The sequence below is a fragment of the Burkholderia ubonensis genome, assembly GCF_001718695.1.
GTDB lineage: Bacteria > Pseudomonadota > Gammaproteobacteria > Burkholderiales > Burkholderiaceae > Burkholderia > Burkholderia ubonensis_B.
This window is the reverse complement of sequence record NZ_CP013422.1, coordinates 1,116,093-1,137,582: the sequence shown is the minus strand read 5'-3', so window position 1 is coordinate 1,137,582 and position 21,490 is coordinate 1,116,093. Positions and strand designations below refer to the sequence as shown.

The window sequence follows — 21,490 nt, the reverse complement described above, 5'->3', positions numbered from 1 at the left end:
CGTTTCGTCCCGACGCCTCGTTTCTGCTGGAGTTCCGATGTCGTTTCCTGTTTCGCCGGCCCTGCGCCGCACGACCCGTTCCGCGCGCCGCGCCTTGGCCGTCACGCTCACCGCCGCGCTGGCGTTCGTGGTCGCCGGCACGCCGCGCCCCGCACACGCGGAAGGCCGCATCCGCATCGCCGAGCAGTTCGGCGTCGTCTACCTGATGCTGAACGTCGCGCGCGACCAGCAGCTGATCGAGAAGGAAGGCCGCAAGGCGGGCCTCGACATCAAGGTCGACTGGGTGCGCCTGTCGGGCGGCGCGGCCGTGAACGACGCGCTGCTGTCCGGCGCGGTCGACATCGCGGGCGCGGGCGTCGGCCCGCTGCTGACGGTGTGGGACCGCACGCATGGCCGGCAGAACGTGAAGGGTGTCGCGTCGCTCGGCAACCTGCCGTACTACCTCGTCAGCAATAATCCGAACGTGAAGACGCTCGCCGACTTCACCGCGAAGGACCGCATCGCGGTGCCGGCCGTCGGCGTGTCCGTGCAGTCGCGCGTGCTGCAGTATGCGGTCGCGAAGCAGTGGGGCGACCAGCAATACGCGAAGCTCGACGGCCTCACGCAGGCGATTCCGCACCCCGACGCGACGGCCGCGATTCTGGCGAACGGCAGCGTGATCACCGCCCACTTCGGCAATCCGCCGTTCCAGGAGCAGGAGCTGGCGGGCAATCCGAACGCGCACATCGTGCTGAATTCATACGACGTGCTGGGCGGCCCGAGCTCGGCGACCGTGCTCTACGCGACCGAGAAGTTCCGCAACGACAACCCGAAGACCTATCGCGCATTCGTCGCGGCGCTTGCGGAAGCCGCGCGCGTGATCGCGGCCGACCCCGAGCGCGCGGCGGACGCGTATATCCGCGCGAACGGCTCGAAGATCGACCGCGCGCTGCTGCTGAAGATCGTGCGCAATCCACAGGTGCAATTCAAGACCGCGCCGCAGAACACGTTCAAGCTCGCGCAGTTCATGTACCGGATCGGCGCGATCCGCAACGAGCCGAAATCGTGGCGCGACTACTTCTTCGACGATCCCGCGACGGCGGGCGGGAGCTGAGCGGCGGCCGTTCGAGCGGCGCAATCGACGCTTATGCGCCGCGATGGTTTGAATATGCGCAATGATTGGTTGGTGTGTGCACCGGCCGACCGTATGGTGACGTTTTGCTTGCAGGAATCCTTATCGTGAACGTCACCACGTCGAGAAGCTGGACGCTGCCCGCAGCGGCGCGTCCGGGGCCGTCGCCTGTCGCTTGGGAGGCGGGCGGTGCGACAGCCGCCGACGTCCGGCCCGCGCCGGACGCAGCCGCGCCATCCACGCACAGCGAGCGCCTGCTCGCGATCGACCGCGTCAGTCTCGAATACCGCAGCCGCGCGCGCATCGTCCGCGCGACGCATCAGGTGAGCTTCGACGTATACGGCGGCGACCGCTTCGTGCTGCTCGGGCCGTCGGGTTGCGGCAAGTCGACGCTGCTGAAGGCGATCGCGGGCTTCATCGAGCCGGCGTCCGGCACGATCGCGCTCGGCGGCGAGCCGGTGCGCGGGCCCGGCGCCGATCGCGTCGTCGTGTTTCAGGAATTCGATCAGCTGCCGCCGTGGAAGACGGTCGCCGAGAACGTCGCGTTCCCGCTGCGCGTCGCGAAGAAGCTGCCGCGCGCGCAAGCGCGCGAGCGCGCGTTGCACTATCTCGACAAGGTCGGCCTTGCGGCATTCGCCGATGCGTATCCGCACACGCTGTCCGGCGGCATGAAGCAGCGCGTCGCGATCGCCCGCGCGCTCGCGATGCAGCCGCGCGTGCTGCTGATGGACGAGCCGTTCGCCGCGCTCGACGCGCTGACCCGCCGCAAGATGCAGGAGGAGCTGCTGCGGCTGTGGGACGGCGTGCGCTTCACGCTGCTGTTCGTCACGCATTCGATCGAGGAGGCGCTCGTCGTCGGCAACCGCATCCTGCTGCTGTCGCCGCACCCGGGCCGCGTGCGCGCGGAGATCAACAGTCACGCGTATTCGCAGGACAGCGTCGGCCGTGCCGACTTCCGCGACAGCGTCGCGCGCATTCACCGGCTGCTGTTCGAGACGGACGACGCATTCGCGCAGGAAACCGAACGATGAGCACGCCGCATCCGACTCTGCCGCCGCTGCCGCCGGTGCGCGCGGAATACGAACTGCCGCTGCAGGCGCCGCTCGACGTCGAACGCGCGGTTCCCGTGCCGCTCGCGCGGCGCGTGCTGGACGCCGGCTGGTTTCGCCGCGCGCTGATCGCGCTGGTGCTGATCGGCGCATGGGAGCTCACCGCGCGGCTCGTCGCCAACGACCTGCTCGTGCCGACCTTCGGCGCGACGTTCGTCGCGTTCGTGCAGGGCATCGCGTCGGGCGAGCTGCTCGTGAAGACCGGCATCTCGCTGTCGGTGCTGCTGCGCGGCTATGCGCTCGGCGTCGTGCTCGCGTTCGCGCTGACGTCGGTTGCCGTGTCGACGCGCATCGGCCGCGACCTGCTGTCGATGCTGACGTCGATGTTCAACCCGCTGCCGTCGATCGCGCTGCTGCCGATCGCGTTGCTGTGGTTCGGCCTCGGCACCGGCAGCCTGCTGTTCGTGCTCGTGCACGCGGTGCTGTGGCCGCTCGCGCTGAACATGTACACGGGTTTTCTCGGCGTGCCCGCGACGCTGCGGATGGCCGGCCGCAACTACGGGCTCACGGGGCTGAGGCAGGTCGCGCTGATCCTCGTGCCGGCCGCGCTGCCGTCGATTCTCGCGGGATTGCGTGTCGGCTGGGCGTTCGCGTGGCGCACGCTGATCGCCGCGGAACTCGTGTTCGGCGCGAGCGCGGGGCAGGGCGGGCTCGGCTGGTACATCTTCCAGAGTCGCAACGAGCTGTATACGGATCGCGTGTTCGCGGGGCTCGCGGCGGTGATCGTGATCGGGTTGCTCGTCGAGCATCTCGTGTTCGATACGCTCGAGCGGCTGACGGTGCGCCGCTGGGGCATCGCGCACTGATACGCAGCGGTCCGAGCGGGGGCGTTCGCTGCGCCGGCGTTAGCGCATGGTTGGGAACCTCGCCGGTCACCGGCAACACGGCCGAGCTGGTCACATCGGCTTGCGCGAAACGGCGACGACGGCGTCGGGTCATGCATTCTGAAGTCCGGCGGCGAAATCGGCAGCGACGTATCGTCGATCGCACGGACCCGCAAATGACGACGTGTTGTCGCGCAGCTGACCGGCCGTCCGCGACCGGCGCGGCCGTCGGAAGCCGGCCGCGTTTGCATCGCATCACATCCGCGCAAGACGGTCCGTCACGTGTCTCGAGCGAGGCCGGGGGCCGCGTCGATGAACGGCGCCGCCTGCGGATCGCTCGCCGCCGCCACGTTGAGGCGGACCCACGGCGTGGCGTCGCCGTTCGGCCGGTAGTCGCGCCCCGGCGCGAGATCGAGCCCGAGCGTGCGCGCGAGTTCGACGAGACGCGCGGAATCGTCGACGCCCGGCACGCATGCCCACACGAACATCCCGCCGTTCGGTTGCGCGTACACCTGCCAGCCCGCCTGCCGCAATCGCGCGACCGTGTGCGCCGACGCCTGCGCGAGGCGCCGGCGCAGCCGCTCCAGGTGCTTGCGGTGCGTGCCGCGCTCGAGCAGCAGCGCGACGATGCTTTCCACGATCCGCGCGCCGCCCATGCTGGTGAGGGCCTTCAGGTCGATGAGATGCTTGATCAGGTCGGGTCGCGCGGCCAGGTAGCCGACCCGCAGCGACGACGACAGCGTCTTCGAGAACCCGCCGACATAGATCACGCGTTCGAACTGGTCGAGCGTCGCGAGCCGCTGCGACGGCGTCGCCTCGAAATCGCCGTAGACATCGTCCTCGACGATCGTGAAGCCATGCTGGTGCGCGAGCCGCAGCAGCCGGAACATGATCGGCGGTGCAATGTTCGTCGCAGTCGGGTTGTGGAACGCGGTATTGACGAAGAACAGCTTCGGACGATGTTCGCGCAGCAGCGCCTCGGTGATCTCGACGTCGGGCCCCGTCGCGCGGCGCGGCACACCGACGAGCTTCACGCCGTGCAGCTTCAGCAGCCCGAACAGGTTGAAGTAACCGGGATCCTCGACGAATACCGTGTCGCCCGGCTTCAGCATCAGGCGCACGACGAGATCGAGCGCGTGGCTCGCGCTGTGCGTGACGAGAATCTGCTGCGGCTGCGCGTGGATGCCGAGTGGCGCGAGATACCCGCTCAGGTACTGCCGCAGCAGCGGGTCACCTTGCGGCTGCGCATAGTCGACCAGGCTCGCCGCGTCGCTGCGCACGACGTGCCGTATGGCCTGGGCGATGCCGTCGACGTCGCGCCACGCAGCCGGCATGAAGCCGCTCGACAGCTTGAGGCGATCGTCGGTCGACGCGAATTGCTCGAGGATGTGGCCGGATTCTTCCTCGGCGATCTGCGGATCCGTGCCGCCGACCGGCGCGCTGCGGTCGAGCCGGTCGGCCACGTAGAAGCCGGAGCCGTGGCGCGGCCGGATCAGGCCGCGGGCAGCGAGCAGATCGTATGCCTCGATGACCGGGAAGCGGCTGATCTGCTGATCGGCCGCCATCTTGCGGATCGACGGCAGTTTCACGCCGCCGCGCAATTGCTGCGAACGGATCATCCGTTCGATCTGGTCGGCCAGCTGTTCGGTCAGCGGAACGCCGGTCGTCGTGTCGAGCGCGAGTTTCATTTGACACCATCGTCAGGAAGGGCGGGCAAAGTGTTCGGCGAAATGCCCGAACACTTTGATAGTGATTGTTTGGTTGTGTTCATTCCGGTGAGCGGATTCTAGTCGAATAATCGCTACCGCAGGCGTTCGGTGGGGCCGCTGTCGAACCGTAGCGGCTAGGGCGATCACATGCGCGAAATCGGGCTGTTCCGAATGGAAAAGGCGGTACGCCCATGCGCCTCGGTAACACCCATGTTTTCAACGTCGCGATGAGCGTGCCGCTGGTCGTCTCGCGGGTGCCGGCACTGCACGGCGTGGTCGTGAAGGAGGGCGCGACGCCGCCGCTCCGCATCGGTTCGGCCTGTCATCGGGCCGTGCGCTGTCTCGACCGAGAACGCCGGGACGAGCGCCTGTAAGGGCGGCGTGAGCCGCGGAGGTGGATTTCCGACGGGAAGAAAACTCGATCACGGTTGTTTCACACGAGCACGGCGGCGCGCAGCGGAACGGCCGCGCGTGGCGATGAGCACAAGGACCCTTAGATGAACCTCGCCCACTTCTCCGGCTTCGGCGTCGCGTTCGCCGTCTACCTGATCGGCACGGCAACGCCGGGGCCGGCCAACCTGTCGATCGCGAACGTGTCGCTGAACCACGGGCGCACGCCCGGCCTGGCGATGGCCGCCGGCGTGATGTCCGGCTCGCTCTGCTGGGGCGTGACGGCAGCGGCCGGCGTGTCCGCGATGCTGCTGTCGTCCGGTGTGCTGCTCATGTGGCTCAAGATCCTCGGCGCAGGCTACCTGCTGTGGCTCGCGTACAAGGCGGTGCGCGCCGCGTACTCGCCGCGCGATCCGCTGAAGGCCGATGCGCAGGCGCGGCGCGGCAGCCTGGCGAGGTTCTATCTGCAGGGGCTCGGCATCCACCTGACCAACCCGAAGGCGATCCTGTCGTGGCTGACCGTGACGACGCTGGGGCTGTCGGCGAACGCGTCGGCGTGGACGAGCTTCGTGCTCGTCGCCGGCTGCGCGACGCTCGGCTTCATCGTGTTCACGACGTATGCGCTCGCGTTTTCGTCGCATTCGGCGGGGCCGTTCTTCGCGCGCACGCGAAAGCCGTTCGGCCTTTTCTGCGGACTGTTCTACTGCGTGCTCGCGGCGGGCTTCATTCGTTCGATCGCCTGGCAGTGACGTGGCGGCCCGTGATCACGCAATCGGCCGACCCGTCGCCGGATCTGCCGGCTCGTCAATTCCAGCCGTTCGGCTGCACGCCACGGCTTGAGCTCGCCGTTACGTCCTGAATGATCTTGAATCGGTCCAGTTCGCGCATCGTCATCGAGATCCGCTCCGTTGCAGCCATCGCAGCCTCCGGCGCCGGGAAATCGGCAGCCGGACAGCTTACGCGCCCGAAAGCGGACATTTCTAAATGGCTAGAACACGACATTTCTAAAAAGCTACTACATCGCTCAGATTGATAATTCACGTTATGTAAAGTCTAAAATAGGCAACTCAAACCCAGCACCACCAACCACCCCTCAACCGCGCGCCGCGCGAAACGCGGCGCGCGCACGGCATCACCTGACCATCAAACCGCCATCACCGTCACCGACTTCGTCACGAGATACGGCTCGAGCGCCTCCGGCCCGCCTTCGGACCCATAGCCCGAATCCTTCACGCCGCCGAACGGCATCTCGGGCCACGGCGTCGCCGGCTGGTTGATCCACAGCATCCCCACTTCGAGACGCTGCGTCAGCAGATGCACGTTCGCGAACGAGCGCGTGAACGCATACCCGGCGAGCCCGTACGGCAGACGGTTCGCTTCCGCGATCGCGTCCTCGAGCGAGTCGAAGCCGCGAATCGCCGCGACCGGCCCGAACGGCTCGTTGTTGAACACGTCCGCCTCGAGCGGCACGTCGGCCAGCACCGTCGGCGCGAAGAAGTTGCCTTCCGTGCCGATCCGCTCGCCGCCCGTCTCGACGCGTGCGCCGACCGCGCGCGCGTTCTCGACGACCGACGTCATCGCGGCGATCCGGCGCGCGTTCGCGAGCGCGCCGAGCGTCGTGCCCTCGTTGAGCCCGTTGCCGACCTTCAGCCCTTGCGCATGCTTGACGAGCGCGCGCGTAAATTCGTCGCGGATGCTGTTGTGCACCAGGAAGCGGGTCGGCGAGATGCACACTTGCCCCGCGTTGCGGAATTTCGCGCCGCCGGCGGCCTTCACCGCGAGCGCGACGTCCGCATCCTCGGCGACGATCACCGGCGCATGCCCGCCGAGCTCCATCGTCGCGCGCTTCATGTGCTGGCCCGCCAGCGCGGCCAGGTGCTTGCCGACCGGCGTCGAGCCGGTGAACGTCACCTTGCGGATCACCGGATGCGGAATCAGGTACGCGGAGATCTCGGCCGGATCGCCGTACACGAGGCCGATCACGCCGGCCGGCACGCCCGCGTCGACGAACGCGCGCAGCAGCGCGGCCGGCGATGCCGGCGTCTCCTCCGGCGCCTTCACGAGGAACGAGCAGCCGGTCGCGAGCGCGGCGCTCAGCTTGCGCACGACCTGGTTGACCGGGAAATTCCACGGCGTGAACGCGGCGACCGGGCCGACCGGCTCCTTCACGACCGTCTGCTGCGCGCCGAGGTTGCGCGGCGGCACGATGCGGCCGTACACGCGCCGCCCTTCGTCGGCGAACCATTCGATGATGTCCGCGGCCGCCAGCACTTCGAGGCGCGCCTCGACGAGCGGCTTGCCCTGCTCCTGCGTCATCAGCTGCGCGATGCCGTCCGCGCGTTCGCGCACCAGCGCCGCCGCCTTGCGCATCGTCGCCGCGCGCTCGTGCGCGGGCACCCGGCGCCACTGCTCGAAGCCGCGCTGCGCGGCGGCCAACGCGCGGTCGAGGTCGGCGATGCCCGCATGGGCCACCTTGCCGATCGCCTTGCCGGTGGCCGGGTTGACGACGTCGATCGTCTTGCCGCTCGCGGCATCCGTCCATTCGCCGTTGATCAGGAGTTGCGTATCCGTATAAGTTACGTGAGCCATCCAGACACCCCTACTTTTGCGTCAAAAAAGGTGCGCCGCCTCGCGAACGAGCGCGCACCGGTTAGCCGAAGTCCGACCCGCGCGCTCAACGCGCCGCCTGGGTCGCCTTGCGGAGCTTCGCGACATCCGCCGCCTGCACGGCCGGCGCGCCGTTGTTCCAGCCGGCGCGCATGAACGTCAGCACGTCGGCGATCTGCCGGTCGGTCAGCACGTTCGAGAACGCCGGCATCGGGTACGCGGACGGCACGCCGTCGATCACCAGCGTCTCGCTGCCGTTCAGCGTCACGTTGATCAGCGACGCCGCATCCTGCTCCAGCAGGTTCGGATTGCCGGCGAGCGGCGACAGCAGCGGCGCGTAGCCGCGTCCGTCGACGCCGTGGCAATGCAGGCAGTAAGCGTTATACACCTTCGCGCCCGGATCGCTCGCCGGCCGGCCCAGCGCGACCTGGGTCGCCTTCGGGTCGTAGCGGTACGGCGGCGCGCCGTTCCCGCCCGCCGCCGGCAGCGACTTCAGGTAGCGGGCCATCGCCGTCAGGTCCTCGTCGGTGAGCGCCTGCGTGCTGTGGTTGATCACGCTCACCATCGAGCCGAACGCGGTCGCATGCCGGTTCGCGCCGGTCTTCAGGAACTGCGCGACGTCCGCCTCGCTCCAGCGGCCGAGCCCCGTGTTGTGCTCGCCCGTCAGGTTCGACGCGAACCAGTTGTCGATCGGCGCGCCCGACAGGAACGCCGCGCCGCCCTCGTCGAGCGCCTTCTCCTGGAACCCGACGCCGCGCGGCGTGTGGCACGACCCGCAGTGTCCGAGCCCCTGCACGAGATACGCGCCGCGATTCCACATCGCGTCCTTGCCCGGCTTGTCCGCATAGGCGGCCGTGTCGAGGAACACCGCGTTCCACAGCTTGAGCGGCCAGCGCAGGTTCAGCGGCCACGGGATGTCGGACGCGCGGTTCGGCTGCTTCACGGGCTCGACGCCGTTCATGAAATACGCATAGAGCGCCTTCACGTCGTCGTCCTTCAGCTTCGCGTACGACGGATACGGCATCGCCGGATACAGGTGGTGGCCGTCCTTCGCGACGCCCGCGCGCAGCGCGCGTGCGAAGTGCGCCTCCGAGTAGCGGCCGATGCCCGTGTCCGGGTCGGGCGTGATGTTGGTCGTGTAGATCGCGCCCATCGGCGTGTCCATCTTCAGGCCGCCGGCGAACGGCGCACCGTGCGGCGCGGTGTGGCAGGCCACGCAGTCGCCCGCCTTCGCCAGATACGCGCCGCGCGCGACGAGCGCGCTGTCGGCCGGCGCGGCGCGCGCCGCGAACGGCGTCAGCGCGGCAAGCGCCAGCAGCGACGCACCGAGCATGCGCACGGCACGATTCACGGGATTCAGAGACAGATTTTGCATGGTTCGTTCTCCCGTCAAGCCGTCTTCAGCTGGTTGCCGACCGGCAGCTTGCGCACGCGCTTGCCGGTCGCGGCGAAGATCGCGTTCGTCAGCGCGGCCGCGAGCGCCGCGGTGCCGGGCTCGCCGATCCCGCCCGGCGCTTCGCCGCTTTTCACGATGTGCACGTCGATCGGCGGCGTCTCGTTGATCCGCAGCATCCGGTAGTCGGTGAAGTTGCTCTGCGCGACGCGGCCGTTCTCGATCGTGATCTCGCCGTACAGCGCGCCCGTGATCCCGAAGATGATCCCGCCCTGCACCTGCGCGTCGATCGTGTCCGGATTCACGGCCATCCCGCAGTCGACCGCGCACACGACGCGCTTGACCTGCACGTCGCCGTCGTCCACCGCGACATCCACGACGATCGAGAAGAAGCTGCCGAACGCGTGCATCACCGACACGCCGCGCCCCTGGCCCGTCGGCAGCGGCGTGCCCCAGCCCGCGGCCTTCGACGCGACGTCGAGCACGTTGCGTGCGCGCGGCGACTTGCCGAGCAGCGCGCGGCGATACTGCACCGGGTCGGTCTTGGCCTGCGCGGCGAGCTCGTCGATGAAGCTCTCGACGACGAACGTGCCGCGCGTCGGCCCGACGCCGCGCCAGAACGCCGTCGGCACGTGGCGCGGCTCCTGCCGCACGTAGTCGACGAGCTGGTTCGGCAGGTCGTACGGCAGCTCGGCCGCGACCTCGACCGCGTCCGGATCGACGCCGTTCTTCACCGCGGGCGGCGCGAAGCGCGCGAGGATCGACGAGCCGACGATCCGGTGCCGCCACGCGATCGGCCGGCCGTTCGCGTCGAGGCCGGCCGAGATCCGGTCGTAGTAGTACGGCCGGTACATGTCGTGCTGGATGTCTTCCTCGCGGGTCCACACGACCTTCACGGGCGCGCCCACCTGCTTCGCGATCTTCACCGCCTGCGCGACCATGTCGACTTCGAGCCGGCGGCCGAAGCCGCCGCCGAGCAGATGGTTGTTCACGACGATCTTCTCGCGCGGGAAGCCGGTGATCGGCTGCACGGCGTCGAGCGCGCGCGTCGGCACCTGGGTGCCGACCCAGATCTCGCAGCCGTCGGGGCGCACGTGCACCGTGCAGTTGACGGGCTCCATGGTCGCGTGCGCGAGCAACGGCTGCTCGTAGACGGCGTCGACGCGCGTCTTCGCGTTCGCGAACGCGCGGTCGACGTCGCCGTCCTTGCGCGCGACCGCGCCCTTGCTGCTGTCCGCCGCCCGCGCGTGATCCGCGGCGATGTCCTTCGTCGACACCTTCGCGCCCGCGCCTTCGTTCCACTTCACGACGAGCGCCGACGCGCCGCGCTTGGCCGCCCACGTGTGGTCGCCGACCACCGCGACCGCGTTGTCCGCGCGCACGATCCGGCGCACGCCGCGGATCTGCCTGGCCGCCGCGTCGTCGACGCTCGCGACCGTGCCGCCGAACACCGGGCAGTTGACGATCACCGCAACCAACATGCCCGGCAGCCGCACGTCGAGCCCGAACTGCGCGGTGCCGTCGACCTTCTCCGGCGAATCGAGCCGCTTGACCGGCTTGCCGACCAGCTTGAAATCCGCGGGCTTTTTCAGCGCGACGTCCTTCGGCACCGGCAGCTTCGCCGCGGCGTCCGCGAGCTGGCCGTACGACGCGCGCCGTCCGCTCGGCGGGTGCTGCACCTCGCCGTTCTCCGCGCGGCAGGCTGCCGGATCGACGCCCCACTGTTTCGCCGCCGCGCTGACGAGCAGCGTGCGCGCGGTCGCGCCCGCCCGGCGCATCGGCTCCCACGCATAGCGGATCGACGTCGAGCCGCCGGTGAGCTGGCCGCCGAGCAGCGGATCGAAGAACAGCTTCTCGTTGGGCGGCGCATGGTCGAGCGTCACGTTCGACAGCGGCACTTCCAGCTCCTCGGCGATCAGCATCGGCAGCGACGTGTAGACGCCCTGCCCCATCTCGACCTTCGGCATCACGAGCGTGACCTGCCCGTTGCGGTCGATCTGCACGAACGCATTCGGCGCGAACACGCCGGCGCGCGGCGCTTCGTTCGCATCACCGCCGATCACCGAGCGGCGCGCGTCGCCGCCCGCCGCCGGCACGCTGAAGCCGAGCAGCAATCCGCCGCCCGCCGCCGCGCCGAGCGTCATGCCGAACTTGAGGAACGTGCGGCGCGACACGCCCGCGCCTGCCTGGCCTGCTTCGATCAGTCCACGCGACATGTCAGGCCTCCTTCGCGGCCTGCTTGATCGCCGCGCGAACCCGGTTGTAGGTGCCGCAGCGGCAGATGTTGCCGGCCATCGCGGCGTCGATGTCGGCGTCGCTCGGGTGCGGGTTCGACGCGATCAGCGCGGCGGCGGCCATCACCTGGCCCGACTGGCAATAGCCGCACTGCACGACGTCGAGCTCGCGCCACGCCTGCTGCACCTTGCGCCCGGCGGGCGTCGCGCCGATCGCCTCGATCGTCGTGATCCTGCGCTCGCCGACCGCCGCGACCGGCAGCACGCACGCGCGCGCCGCGACGCCGTCGAGATGCACGGTGCACGCGCCGCACTGCGCGATGCCGCAGCCGAATTTCGTGCCGGTCAGGCCGACGAGATCGCGCAGCACCCAGAGCAGCGGCATGTCGGCGGGCGCGTCGACCGTGCGGCTTTCGCCGTTGATATTGAGGGTGACCATTCAGCCTCCGGGGCCGGTTTATTGGGGAGACGGCGCGGATGATCTGCTGCGCCGCGTTATTGTCGTCATTGCCGCTGCGTGATGCGCAGCGGCTGCCGTGCGGCTCGGGGCGGGAGGCGAGCCGCACGGGTGCTGCTGCGGCGTCAGTCGGCCACGTCGAGGCCGGCCAGCACCTTGATGACCGGCGGCGCCGAGAACCAGTCCGCCGACTTCGTCCGGAACTGCGTGAAGTGCGGGCTGGCGAGGTGCGCATCGAATGCGGCCTGGTCGTCGTAGACCTCGTACAGGTGCAGGTTCGGCGAACCGTCCGCCTGGCGGAACAGGTCGTAGCGCAGGTTGCCCGGCTCGACCCGCGTCTTCGCGACCATGCTGCGCAATTCGGCCTCGGCAGCCTGGAAGTGTTCGGGTTTCACGAACAATGAAGCAATCACGTGTAGCGCCATCTTTCACTCCTTTGGAAACGGAAACGAGCATGCCACAAGCCGGCGTTGCGCGACGCCAGCGTGCAGTGGAGGTGCGGCTGCGGTGTCAGTCGAGCTGGTCTGGGCCGACGCGCACGACGACCTTGCCGAAGTTCTTGCCGGCGAGCAGGCCGATCAGCGCCTGCGGCGCTTCGGCGAGGTCGGGGACGACGTCCTCGAGCGTCTTCACCTTGCCCTGCGCGACCCATTCGCTCATCTCCTTCAGGAACGGGGCGTAGCCGGTCGCATAGTGGTCGAGGATGATGAAGCCCTGCATCCGGATGCGCTTGCGCAGGATCGTCCCCATCAGCGCCGGCACGCGATCGCGGCCGGCCGATACGGCGGTGTCGTCGTATGCCGCGTCGTTGTAATGCGCGATCAGCCCGCACACCGGCACACGCGCGTCGATGTTGAGCAGCGGCAGCACCGCATCGAACACCGCGCCGCCGACGTTCTCGAAATAGACGTCGATGCCGCCCGGGCATGCGTCCGCCAGTTTGCGCGCAAAATCCGCGTCGCGGTGATCGACGCACGCGTCGAAGCCGAGCGTCCCGGTCACGTACGCGCACTTGTCCGCGCCGCCGGCGATGCCGACCACGCGGCAGCCCTTCAGCTTCGCGATCTGCCCGACGACGGCGCCGACCGCGCCGCTCGCCGCCGCGACCACCACGGTTTCGCCGGCCTTCGGCTCGCCGATCTTCAGCAGCCCGTGATACGCGGTGAAGCCCGGCATCCCGAGCACGCCGAGCGCGTACGACGGGTGCGCGAAATCGCGGCCGAGCGGGAACAGGCCGGCGCCGTCCGACAACGCGTAGTCCTGCCAGCCACCCGTGTCGACGACGAGATCGCCCGCGCGGTACGCCGGCAGGTTCGACGCCACGACCTGGCTGACGGTCCCGCCGACCATCACGTCGCCGAGCGCCACCGGCGGCGCATAGGACGGCGCGTCGTTCATCCGGCCGCGCATGTACGGGTCGAGCGACAGCCAGATCGTGCGCAGCAGGACCTGGCCGGCGCCGGGCACCGGCACGTCGGCGGTTTCGACACGGAAGTCATTCGCGGTGGGTGCGCCGACCGGGCGCGCGTTTAGGACGATTCTGCGGTTTGCTGTGTTGCTTTGCGGCATGGGAACCTCCGTCAACAGGTTGGCAAGTGCGGGTTGGCAGTTGCGATTGGCACGATCGGTTCGGTGGCCGATGCGGCGACGTCGTCGGCGAAGCCGCGGCCATCGGGATCGAGCAATGAGATTTCGGTTTAGTAGACCAGTCGTCTAGCGTTGGAGCAAAAACAAGGCGCGCCAGTGCGCGCCTGCATCACACCTGCGTCCCCTCCTCCGTGACGGGTGGCAGGTTCAGCATCCGTCGGGTTTCGCGCATCGCGTGTTCGAGCGGCTTGCGGTTGCGGTGGATCTTCTCCAGCAGCGTCGCGCCAAGCCACAGCTCATACAGCGTCGCGGCGGTGTGAGACGGATCGTCGATCCCGTGCAGCGAACCGTCGGCGAGCCCCGTTTCGATGCCGGCCGCGAGCCGCTCGATGATCTGCCCGGTGCCGCGCCGCAGGACCGAACGCATCGCTTCGGACAGATCCGCCACCTCGGCGCCGAGCTTCACCGCGAGGCACTTGCCTTCAAGATCGTCCGCGCACTGCGTGTGTAGCCAGTTGCCCCAATACGTCATCAGGCGCTGCGCGCCGGTGCCTTCGTGATGCTTGAGCAGATTGTCGAGATGATCGAGATAGCCGTCGAAGTACGCTTCGAGCAGCGCTTCCCCGAACGCCTCTTTCGAGCCGAAATAATGATAGAACGAGCCCTTCGGGATGCCCGCCGCGGCGAGAATCTCGTTCAGACCGACCGCCGAAAACCCCTTGTGGAGCATGATCGGCTTCGCGATGTTCAGGATGTGCTGGCGGACTTCCGCGCCTGAAGATGCATTCATGATGGCGTATGGTAGCAACGATTAGACCGGTCGTCTAGCAAGGCCGGACCGGGGATTTCAGCGGGACTTTACCTGAAGCGCGCCGCATTACAACTTCGCTCTTACGAACAAAAATTCTCGAGAAACGATTCCGTCGAACGAGAAAAGCTGCAGAAAATGCGGTCGGCCGCCATGGCTACTTGACGTTCGCTGCCCTCGAATTCACTCGCGAACGGCCTCGGCCTGACGGTCGTCCCGCTTCGTCACCCCCACACGCCGGCCACGCCGACCACCCGACGCCACGACCCGAAACGCCACCGGCGCGAACACCAGCCCGAACACCGTCGCCGCGAGCACGCCTCCAAACGCGCCGGTCCCGATCGAGCGCCGGCTTTCCGCACCCGCGCCGGTCGCCAGCACCAACGGCACGACGCCGAGCAGAAACGCCATCGACGTCATCACGATCGGCCGAAACCGCGCGGCGGCGGCCTCGACCACCGCCTGCCGCAACGGCACGCCGCGCCCGCCCAGTTCGCGCGCAAACTGCACGATCAGAATCGCATTCTTCGCCGACAAGCCGATCACCGTAATCATCCCCACCTTGAAGTAGACGTCGTTCGGCATTCCGCGCGCGAGCGCGGCCGCCACCGCGCCGACGATCCCGAGCGGCACGATCGTCAGCACCGACAGCGGAATCGTCCAGCTTTCATACAGCGCGGCAAGCGCCATGAACACCGCGAGCACCGACAACCCGACCAGCAGCGGCGTCTGTCGTTCGGCGATCCGCTCCTGGCGCGCCGCGTCGACCCAGTCGTAGCCGATCCCGGCCGGCAGCATCGCGGCAAGCCGCTCCATCTCGGCCATCGCCGCGCCCGAACTGGTGTGGGCCGCCGCCCGGCCGCTGATGTCGAGCGACGGGTATCCGTCGTAGCGATTCAGCATCACGGGCCCGACCGTCCAGTGCGGCGCGGCGATGGCCGACAGCGGCACCATGTCTCCCGTCCGGTTCGGCACCGTCAGCGCCATCAGCTCCCCGTCGGTCGCGCGCGCGGCCGGATCCGCCTCGATGATCACGCGGCGCATCCGGCCCGATGCCGGAAAGTCGTTGATGTAGTTCGAGCCGAACGTGCCGCCGAGCAGGCCCGCGATGCGCTCGAACGGCACGCCGAGCGCATACGCCTTCGCGCGGTCGACGTCTAGTTCGATTCGCGGCGCATCCGGCAAGTCCTCGAAATGCACGGACGCGAGCGCCGGGTCCGCCTTCGCGCGCGCTGCCAGTTGCTCGCGAGCGGCCTTCAGCACGTCGAGCCCGACCCCGCCACGATCCTCGAGACGGAACGTGAAGCCGTCCGCGTGACCGATGCCGGGCACCGATGGCGGCAGCGTCGCTTCTACGTCGCCGTCGAGAATCTCGCCGAAACGCCGATTGAGACGATCGCGCAGCGTCGTCGCATCGACGTCGCGCTGCGCCCAGTCCTTCAGTTCGACGAACGCCATCCCGACGTTCTGCCCGCTGCCGGCAAAACTCCAGCCGATCACGCTCGTCACGTTCGCGACGGCCGGCTCCGCCCGCAGGAGCGCCTCGACGCGCTGCACGACCGCGACCGTGCGCGCCTGCGTGGCGCCGGCCGGCAACTGGATCATCACCTGCAGTTGCCCCTGGTCCTCGGTCGGCAGGAAACCGCCCGGCATCATCCAGTACAGCAGTCCGCACACGGCCACGAATACGACGTAGATGCCCGCGACCGTGCCCGTGCGGCGCACCGCCGACACGGTCATGCGCCGATAGCCGGCCTCCGCGCGAGCGAATGCGACGCCGAAGCGGTCGGCCAGCCGCGTGCCGAGGCCGCGTCGCGGCACGCGGCGGCCCCCGTCTTCGCGACGGCCGACCGGTTTCAGCAGATTCGCGCACAGCGCCGGCGTGAGCGACAGCGCCATGAACGACGACACGAGCATCGACGCGATCATCGACACCGCGAACTGCCGGTAAATGCCGCCGACGCTGCCCGGAAAGAATGCCATCGGCACGAACACGGCCGTCAGTACCGCCGTCACGCCGACGATCGCCCCGCCAATCCGCTTCATCGCACGGCGCGTCGCCTCGCGCGGCGACACGCCCTCCTCCATCACGCGGTGCACGCTCTCGACCACGACGATCGCGTCGTCGACCAGAATGCCGATCGCCAGCACGAGGCCGAACATCGTGAACACGTTGATCGACAGCCCGAACGCCCACATCGCGACGAACGCACCCATCAGCGTGACCGGAATCACGACGGTCGGCACGAGCGTGTAGCGCAGCTCGCGCAGGAACAGCCACATCACGCAGAACACCAGCACGACGGCCTCGGCGAGCGTGAGCACGACTTCCCGGATGGCGATCGTCACGAAATGCGCGCCGTCGAACGGAATCTCGATCGCGACGCCCGGCGGCAGCGTCTTCGACAGCGCGGCAAGCCGCGCACGAATCGCGTTGGAGGTTTCGAGCGCGTTGCCGCGCGGGCCGAGCTGGATGCCGACGGTGGCCGCCGGACGGCCGTTCAGCCGGGAATAGAACGAATAGTCGTCGCGGCCGATTTCGACGCGGGCGACGTCGGCGACGCGCACCACCGAACCGTCCTGCTTCGACTTCAGCACGATCCGGCCGAACTCCTCCGGCGTCGTCAGTTGTCCCTTGACGACGATCGTCGCCGTCAGCTGCTGGCCGTGCACGGACGGCGCATCGCCGATCGCGCCGGCCGTCACCGTCGCGTTCTGTGCGCCGATGGCCGCGATCACGTCGTCGGCGCCGAGGTCGTATTCGCGCAACTTGCCCGGATCGAGCCAGACCCGCAGCGCCTCGTCGGCGTCCCACAGCTGGGCCGAGCCGACGCCCGGCGCGCGCTTCAGTTCGCGCAGCACGTAACGGTTCAGATAATCGCCGAGCTGCGCGGAGTCGCGCGTGCCGTCGGTCGACGTCAGCGTGACGAGCATCAGGAACGTGTTGGCCGCCTTGAACACGCCGATGCCCTGCTGCACGACCTGCTGCGGCAGCCGCGGCTCGACCTGCTTCAGCCGGTTGTTGACGTCGACGAGCGCGATGTCCGGATCGGTGCCCGGCGCGAACGTCACGTCGATCTCGAGATTGCCGTGACCGTCGCTGCTCGTCTCGTAGTACTGCAGGCCGTCGGCGCCGTCGAGGCTTTCCTCGATGATGCTGCCGACGTCGCCGTCGACCGTCTCGGTCGACGCGCCCGGATAGGCCGCGGTGATGACGACGCGCGGCGGCGCGAGGCGCGGATACTGCGCGATCGGCAATTGCGGAATGGCCAGCACGCCCGCGACGACGATCGCGAGCGCGACGATCCACGCAAATACCGGGCGGTCGATGAAGAACGACGGCATCGCGGTGCGTCAGCGAAGGGCCAGCGGCGCGACTGCGCTTGCCGCCGGGCCGAACGACCGGTGGCGGGCGTCGTCGCGCCGCATCGAACCTGCGTCGCTGCGCGACGCCCGGGCGGCACGGGCGCCCCGCGCCCGACTCACGTCAATCATGTGCATCCCCTTCCCTCCGCTCTGATTCAGGTTCCGGATCCGGTGCGAGCATCGACGACGCCATCAGCGCGCGGGTATACGGATGGGACGGCGCATGCAGCACCTGCAGCGTCTCGCCTTCCTCGACCACGCGCCCCGCCTGCATCACGATCACCCGATGCGCCATCGCGCGCATCACGGCGAGATCGTGCGTGATGAACAGGTAGCTGAGCCGGTAGCGCGCCTGCAGGTTCGTCAGCAGCGTCAGCACCTGTTTCTGGATCGACACGTCGAGCGCGCTGGTCGGCTCGTCGAGCACGAGCAGCTCGGGCTCCACGGCCAGCGCGCGCGCGATCGCGATCCGCTGCCGCTGCCCGCCGGAAAACTCGTGCGGGTAGCGCGGCAGCGCGTCGGCCGGCAGCCCGACTTCCTCCAGCAGCGCCGCGATCCGTGCGCGGCGTGCGGCGCGCGCCAGCTCGGGCCGATGCAGCGCGAGCCCTTCGCCGACGATCTGCTCGATCGTCATGCGCGGCGACAGCGAGCCGAACGGGTCCTGGAACACGACCTGCATCCGGCCGTACAGCGCGCGCCGCCCCGCGTTCGCGCGCAGCGCCGCGAGCGGCAGCCCGTCGATCTCGATTGCGCCGGCCGCCGGCTGCTGCAGGCCGAGCACGGCGGACGCGAGCGTCGACTTGCCCGATCCCGATTCGCCGACGATACCGACGGTCTCGCCGCGTTTCAGGCTCAGCTTCACGTCGTGTACGGCCCGAAACGCCGTCTTGCCGAATACCCCGCGCCAGCCCTTCGTCGCGATGCGGTAATCGACGGCGAGCTGCTGCACGTCGAGGATCGTCCGCGCGTCGGCCGCGACCGGCTCGATCGCGCGGCGCGGCGCGCTGTCGAGCAGGCGGCGCGTATACGGATGCTGCGGCGCGTCGAACAGCGCGCCGGTCTCGTTCGTCTCGACGAGCACGCCGCGTTCCATCACGGCGACGCGCTGCGCGAAGCGGCGCACGAGGTTCAGGTCGTGCGTGATCAGCAGCACGGCCATCCCGCGCGCGGCCGCCTCCTGCGCCTGCAGTTCGAGCAGCAGGTCGACGATCTGCTGGCGCACGGTCACGTCGAGCGCGGTGGTCGGCTCGTCGGCGAGCAGCAGGCGCGGCCGGCACGCAAGCGCCATCGCGATCATCGCGCGCTGCCGCTGGCCGCCCGACAGCTGGTGCGGATAGCTGTCGATGCGCCGCTCGGGCTCCGGAATCCCGGTGCGGCGCAGCAGCTCGATGCCGCGCGCGCGCGCCGCGCCGGGCCGCAGCCCTTCGTGCAGCCGCAGGCTCTCCGCGATCTGCCGGCCGATCGTATACAGCGGATTGAGCGCCGTCATCGGCTCCTGGAACACCATCGCGATGTCCGCGCCGCGAATCCCGCGCATCTGCTGCTCGGTCTTCGTCAGCAGGTCTTCGCCGTCGAACAGCACGCGTCCCGACAATTGCGCCTGCCGCACGAGGCGCAGGATCGACAGCGCGGTCACGCTCTTGCCCGAGCCCGATTCGCCTACGAGCGCCACGCGCTCGCCGCGCGCGACCGACAGGCTCAGCTCGCGCACGACGGTCCGGTCGCCGAACTGCGCGGTGAAGCGGTCGATTTCCAGCAACGGCTTCGTCATCATCGGCCTCCACCGAATGCGGACCCGCGCGTGCGCGCGTCGAGCGCGTTGCGCAGCGCGTCGCCCATGAAGGTCAGCAACAGCAGCGTGACGACCAGCGCGGCGAACGCCGACACCGAAATCCACCACGCATCGAGATTGTTCTTGCCCTGCTTCAGCAGCTCGCCGAGGCTCGGCGTCGGCGGCTGCACGCCGAGCCCGAGGAAGTCGAGGCTCGTCAGCGACAGGATCGCCGCGCTCATCCGGAACGGCAGGAACGTGATCACCGGCGTCAGGCTGTTCGGCAGCACGTGCCGCCACATGATCTGGCGGTTCGTCAGTCCCATCGTGCGCGCGGCCCTCACGTAGTCGAGCCCGCGGTTGCGCAGGAACTCGGCGCGCACGTAGTCGGACAGCATGAGCCAGCCGAACATCGACAGCAGCACGAACAGCAGCCACAGCGACGGCTCGAAGATCGACGCGAAGATGATCAGCAGGTACAGGTCCGGCAGCGCGCTCCAGATCTCGATCAGCCGCTGCCCGATCAGGTCGGTGCGGCCGCCGTAGAAGCCCTGCAGCGCGCCCGCGAGCACGCCGATCAAGCGTGCCCGACGCGGTCAGCGCGAGCGCCATCAGCACCGACAGCCGGAAGCCGTACAGCAGCCGCGCGAGCACGTCGCGGCCGAACTGGTCGGTGCCGAGCCAGTTGCTCGCCGACGGCGGCGCCGGGTACGGCCGGGATGCGAAGTAGTCGATCGTGTCGTAGCGAAAGCGGTTCGGCGGATAGATCGACAGGTTGCCGCGCGCGTCGAGCTTCTCGCGAATATAAGGATCGAGATAGTTCGTCTTCGCCGGGAAATCGCCGCCGAACTGCGTTTCCGGATAGTCCGTCAGGATCGGAAAGTAATAGTGCCCGTCGTAGCGCAGCACGAGCGGCCGGTCGTTCGACAGCACGTCGGCGCCCAGGCTGAGCGCGAACAGCGCGGCGAAGATCACGAAGCTCCAGTAGCCGAGCGGCTGCGCGCGGAAGCGCCGCCACGTGCGCCGCCACGGCGACGCGGATTGGCCGGCGCGCGCCTGCTCAGCGGTCCAGGCGGTTGAATTGGATGCGGGGGTCGACGAGGACATAGCAGACGTCAGCAATGAGTTTGGTCAGCAGACCGATGAGCGTGAACAGGAACAGCGAGCCGAGCACGACCGGATAGTCGCGGCGGATCACCGAGTCGTACGAGAGCTGGCCCATGCCGTCGAGCGAGAACAGCGTCTCGATCAGCAGGTTGCCGTTCAGGAACGCGCCGACGAACGCGGCGGGCAGCCCGGTCAGGAGCGGAATCGCCGCGTTGCGCAGCACGTGCTTCCATAGCACGTCGCGCTCGGGCGCGCCCTTCGCGCGCGCGGTCAGCACGTACTGCCGGCCGATTTCGTCGAGGAACGTGTTCTTCGTCAGGATCGTGACGATCGCGAAATTGCCGATCACCGCGGCCGTGACGGGCAGCACGATGTGCCACAGGTAGTCGAGCGCCTGGCCGGCCAGCGTCAGCTCGTCGAAGTCGTCGGACGTGAGGCCGCGCATCGGGAACAGCTGCCAGAACGTGCCGCCGCCGAACAGCATCAGCAGCAGCACGCCGAGCACGAAGCCGGGAATCGCGTAGCCGGCCAGCACGAGCACGCTCGTCGCCGTATCGAAGCGCGAGCCGTTGCGCACCGCCTTCGCGATGCCGAGCGGCACGGAGATCAGGTAGGTGAGGAACACCGTCCACAGGCCGAGCGTGATCGACACCGGCAGCTTCGAGCGGATCACGTCCCACACGCGCGCATGCACGAAGTACGACTGGCCGAGATCGAAGCGCGCGTAGGCCTTCAGCATCATCCCGTAGCGCTCGAGCGGCGGCTTGTCGAAACCGAACTGCCTGCGGATCTGCTCGATCTGCTGCGGGTCGATCCCCTGGCTGCCGTGATAGCCGCCCCCGCCGCCGCCCGCTTCGCCGCCATGCGCGTTGCCGTGGCGCAACTGGGTCAGCACCTGCTCGACCGGGCCGCCCGGCACGAACTGCGTGACGGCGAACGTGATCGTCACGACGCCGATCAGCGTCGGGACCATCAGCAGCAGCCGTCTGAGTATGTAGGCAAGCATCGTCGCGCCCT

General features: G+C 68.8%; 16 protein-coding genes and 2 pseudogenes. 5 read left to right on the top strand and 13 right to left on the bottom strand.

Features of this window, described 5'->3' with window-relative positions; translation table 11 throughout:
• Positions 1–37: 37 nt before the first annotated feature.
• The 3 genes from WJ35_RS24830 to WJ35_RS24820 all read left to right on the top strand — a co-directional run bounded on the left by WJ35_RS24830 (position 38) and on the right by WJ35_RS24820 (position 3,026).
• A complete protein-coding gene (locus WJ35_RS24830) occupies positions 38–1,093 on the top strand; it encodes an ABC transporter substrate-binding protein (RefSeq protein ID WP_069240229.1) in 1,056 nt (351 codons plus the stop codon).
• Between the two features lie 125 nt (positions 1,094–1,218).
• Positions 1,219–2,142, top strand: coding sequence for an ABC transporter ATP-binding protein (locus WJ35_RS24825; protein ID WP_060235611.1), 924 nt, complete (start codon positions 1,219–1,221; stop codon positions 2,140–2,142).
• Entirely contained in the window at positions 2,139–3,026 is an 888-nt protein-coding gene (locus tag WJ35_RS24820; RefSeq protein WP_069240228.1) for an ABC transporter permease, read from the top strand. The genes WJ35_RS24825 and WJ35_RS24820 overlap by 4 nt, the downstream gene beginning before the upstream one ends.
• A 296-nt stretch (positions 3,027–3,322) precedes the next feature.
• Here the strand turns inward: WJ35_RS24820 and WJ35_RS24815 are convergent, their stop codons facing one another.
• Positions 3,323–4,732 carry a PLP-dependent aminotransferase family protein gene (locus tag WJ35_RS24815; RefSeq protein WP_069240227.1) on the bottom strand — a complete coding sequence of 470 codons (1,410 nt, stop codon included), beginning with the start codon at positions 4,730–4,732 and terminating at the stop codon, positions 3,323–3,325.
• 212 nt (positions 4,733–4,944) lie between these two features.
• Here WJ35_RS24815 and WJ35_RS31585 point away from each other — a divergent pair, with 212 nt between their 5' ends.
• The gene (locus tag WJ35_RS31585; protein WP_014724869.1) at positions 4,945–5,127 is read left to right on the top strand and encodes a hypothetical protein; all 183 of its coding nucleotides are present in this window, start codon (positions 4,945–4,947) and stop codon (positions 5,125–5,127) included.
• Between the two features lie 123 nt (positions 5,128–5,250).
• Complete coding sequence (locus WJ35_RS24810; protein WP_069240226.1) at positions 5,251–5,892, top strand: LysE family translocator; 642 nt, start codon at positions 5,251–5,253, stop codon at positions 5,890–5,892.
• Positions 5,893–5,897: 5 nt separating this feature from the next.
• Here WJ35_RS24810 and WJ35_RS32675 read toward each other — a convergent pair.
• The 12 genes and pseudogenes from WJ35_RS32675 to WJ35_RS24755 all read right to left on the bottom strand — a co-directional run.
• Positions 5,898–6,061: pseudogene (locus WJ35_RS32675) on the bottom strand (ISNCY family transposase); the annotation flags it as partial.
• Between the two features lie 225 nt (positions 6,062–6,286).
• Entirely contained in the window at positions 6,287–7,732 is a 1,446-nt protein-coding gene (locus WJ35_RS24805) for an NAD-dependent succinate-semialdehyde dehydrogenase (protein ID WP_060235732.1), read from the bottom strand.
• 85 nt (positions 7,733–7,817) lie between these two features.
• Positions 7,818–9,125, bottom strand: coding sequence for a cytochrome c (locus WJ35_RS24800; protein ID WP_069240225.1), 1,308 nt, complete (start codon positions 9,123–9,125; stop codon positions 7,818–7,820).
• A 14-nt stretch (positions 9,126–9,139) separates the two neighbouring features.
• Positions 9,140–11,359 (bottom strand): xanthine dehydrogenase family protein molybdopterin-binding subunit, encoded by a 2,220-nt coding sequence (locus WJ35_RS24795; protein WP_069240224.1) that lies wholly within the window; start codon positions 11,357–11,359, stop codon positions 9,140–9,142.
• A gap of 1 nt (position 11,360) precedes the next feature.
• Positions 11,361–11,816, bottom strand: a complete 456-nt coding sequence (locus WJ35_RS24790) for a (2Fe-2S)-binding protein (RefSeq protein WP_069240223.1) — start codon at positions 11,814–11,816, stop codon at positions 11,361–11,363.
• Positions 11,817–11,959: 143 nt separating this feature from the next.
• A complete protein-coding gene (locus WJ35_RS24785; protein ID WP_069240222.1) occupies positions 11,960–12,259 on the bottom strand; it encodes a putative quinol monooxygenase in 300 nt (99 codons plus the stop codon).
• Positions 12,260–12,344: 85 nt separating this feature from the next.
• Entirely contained in the window at positions 12,345–13,403 is a 1,059-nt protein-coding gene (locus tag WJ35_RS24780; RefSeq protein ID WP_069240221.1) for an NADP-dependent oxidoreductase, read from the bottom strand.
• Positions 13,404–13,590: 187 nt separating this feature from the next.
• Entirely contained in the window at positions 13,591–14,211 is a 621-nt protein-coding gene (locus tag WJ35_RS24775; RefSeq protein WP_069240220.1) for a TetR/AcrR family transcriptional regulator, read from the bottom strand.
• Between the two features lie 201 nt (positions 14,212–14,412).
• The gene (locus WJ35_RS24770; protein ID WP_069240219.1) at positions 14,413–17,574 is read right to left on the bottom strand and encodes a multidrug efflux RND transporter permease subunit; all 3,162 of its coding nucleotides are present in this window, start codon (positions 17,572–17,574) and stop codon (positions 14,413–14,415) included.
• A 142-nt stretch (positions 17,575–17,716) separates the two neighbouring features.
• Positions 17,717–19,366, bottom strand: coding sequence for an ABC transporter ATP-binding protein (locus WJ35_RS24765; protein WP_069240624.1), 1,650 nt, complete (start codon positions 19,364–19,366; stop codon positions 17,717–17,719).
• A pseudogene (locus tag WJ35_RS24760) lies at positions 19,366–20,473 on the bottom strand (ABC transporter permease). Before WJ35_RS24760 ends, WJ35_RS24765 begins: the two are co-directional and overlap by 1 nt.
• Complete coding sequence (locus WJ35_RS24755) at positions 20,427–21,479, bottom strand: microcin C ABC transporter permease YejB (RefSeq protein ID WP_060232786.1); 1,053 nt, start codon at positions 21,477–21,479, stop codon at positions 20,427–20,429. Before WJ35_RS24755 ends, WJ35_RS24760 begins: the two are co-directional and overlap by 47 nt.
• Between the last annotated feature and the right edge of the window lie 11 nt (positions 21,480–21,490).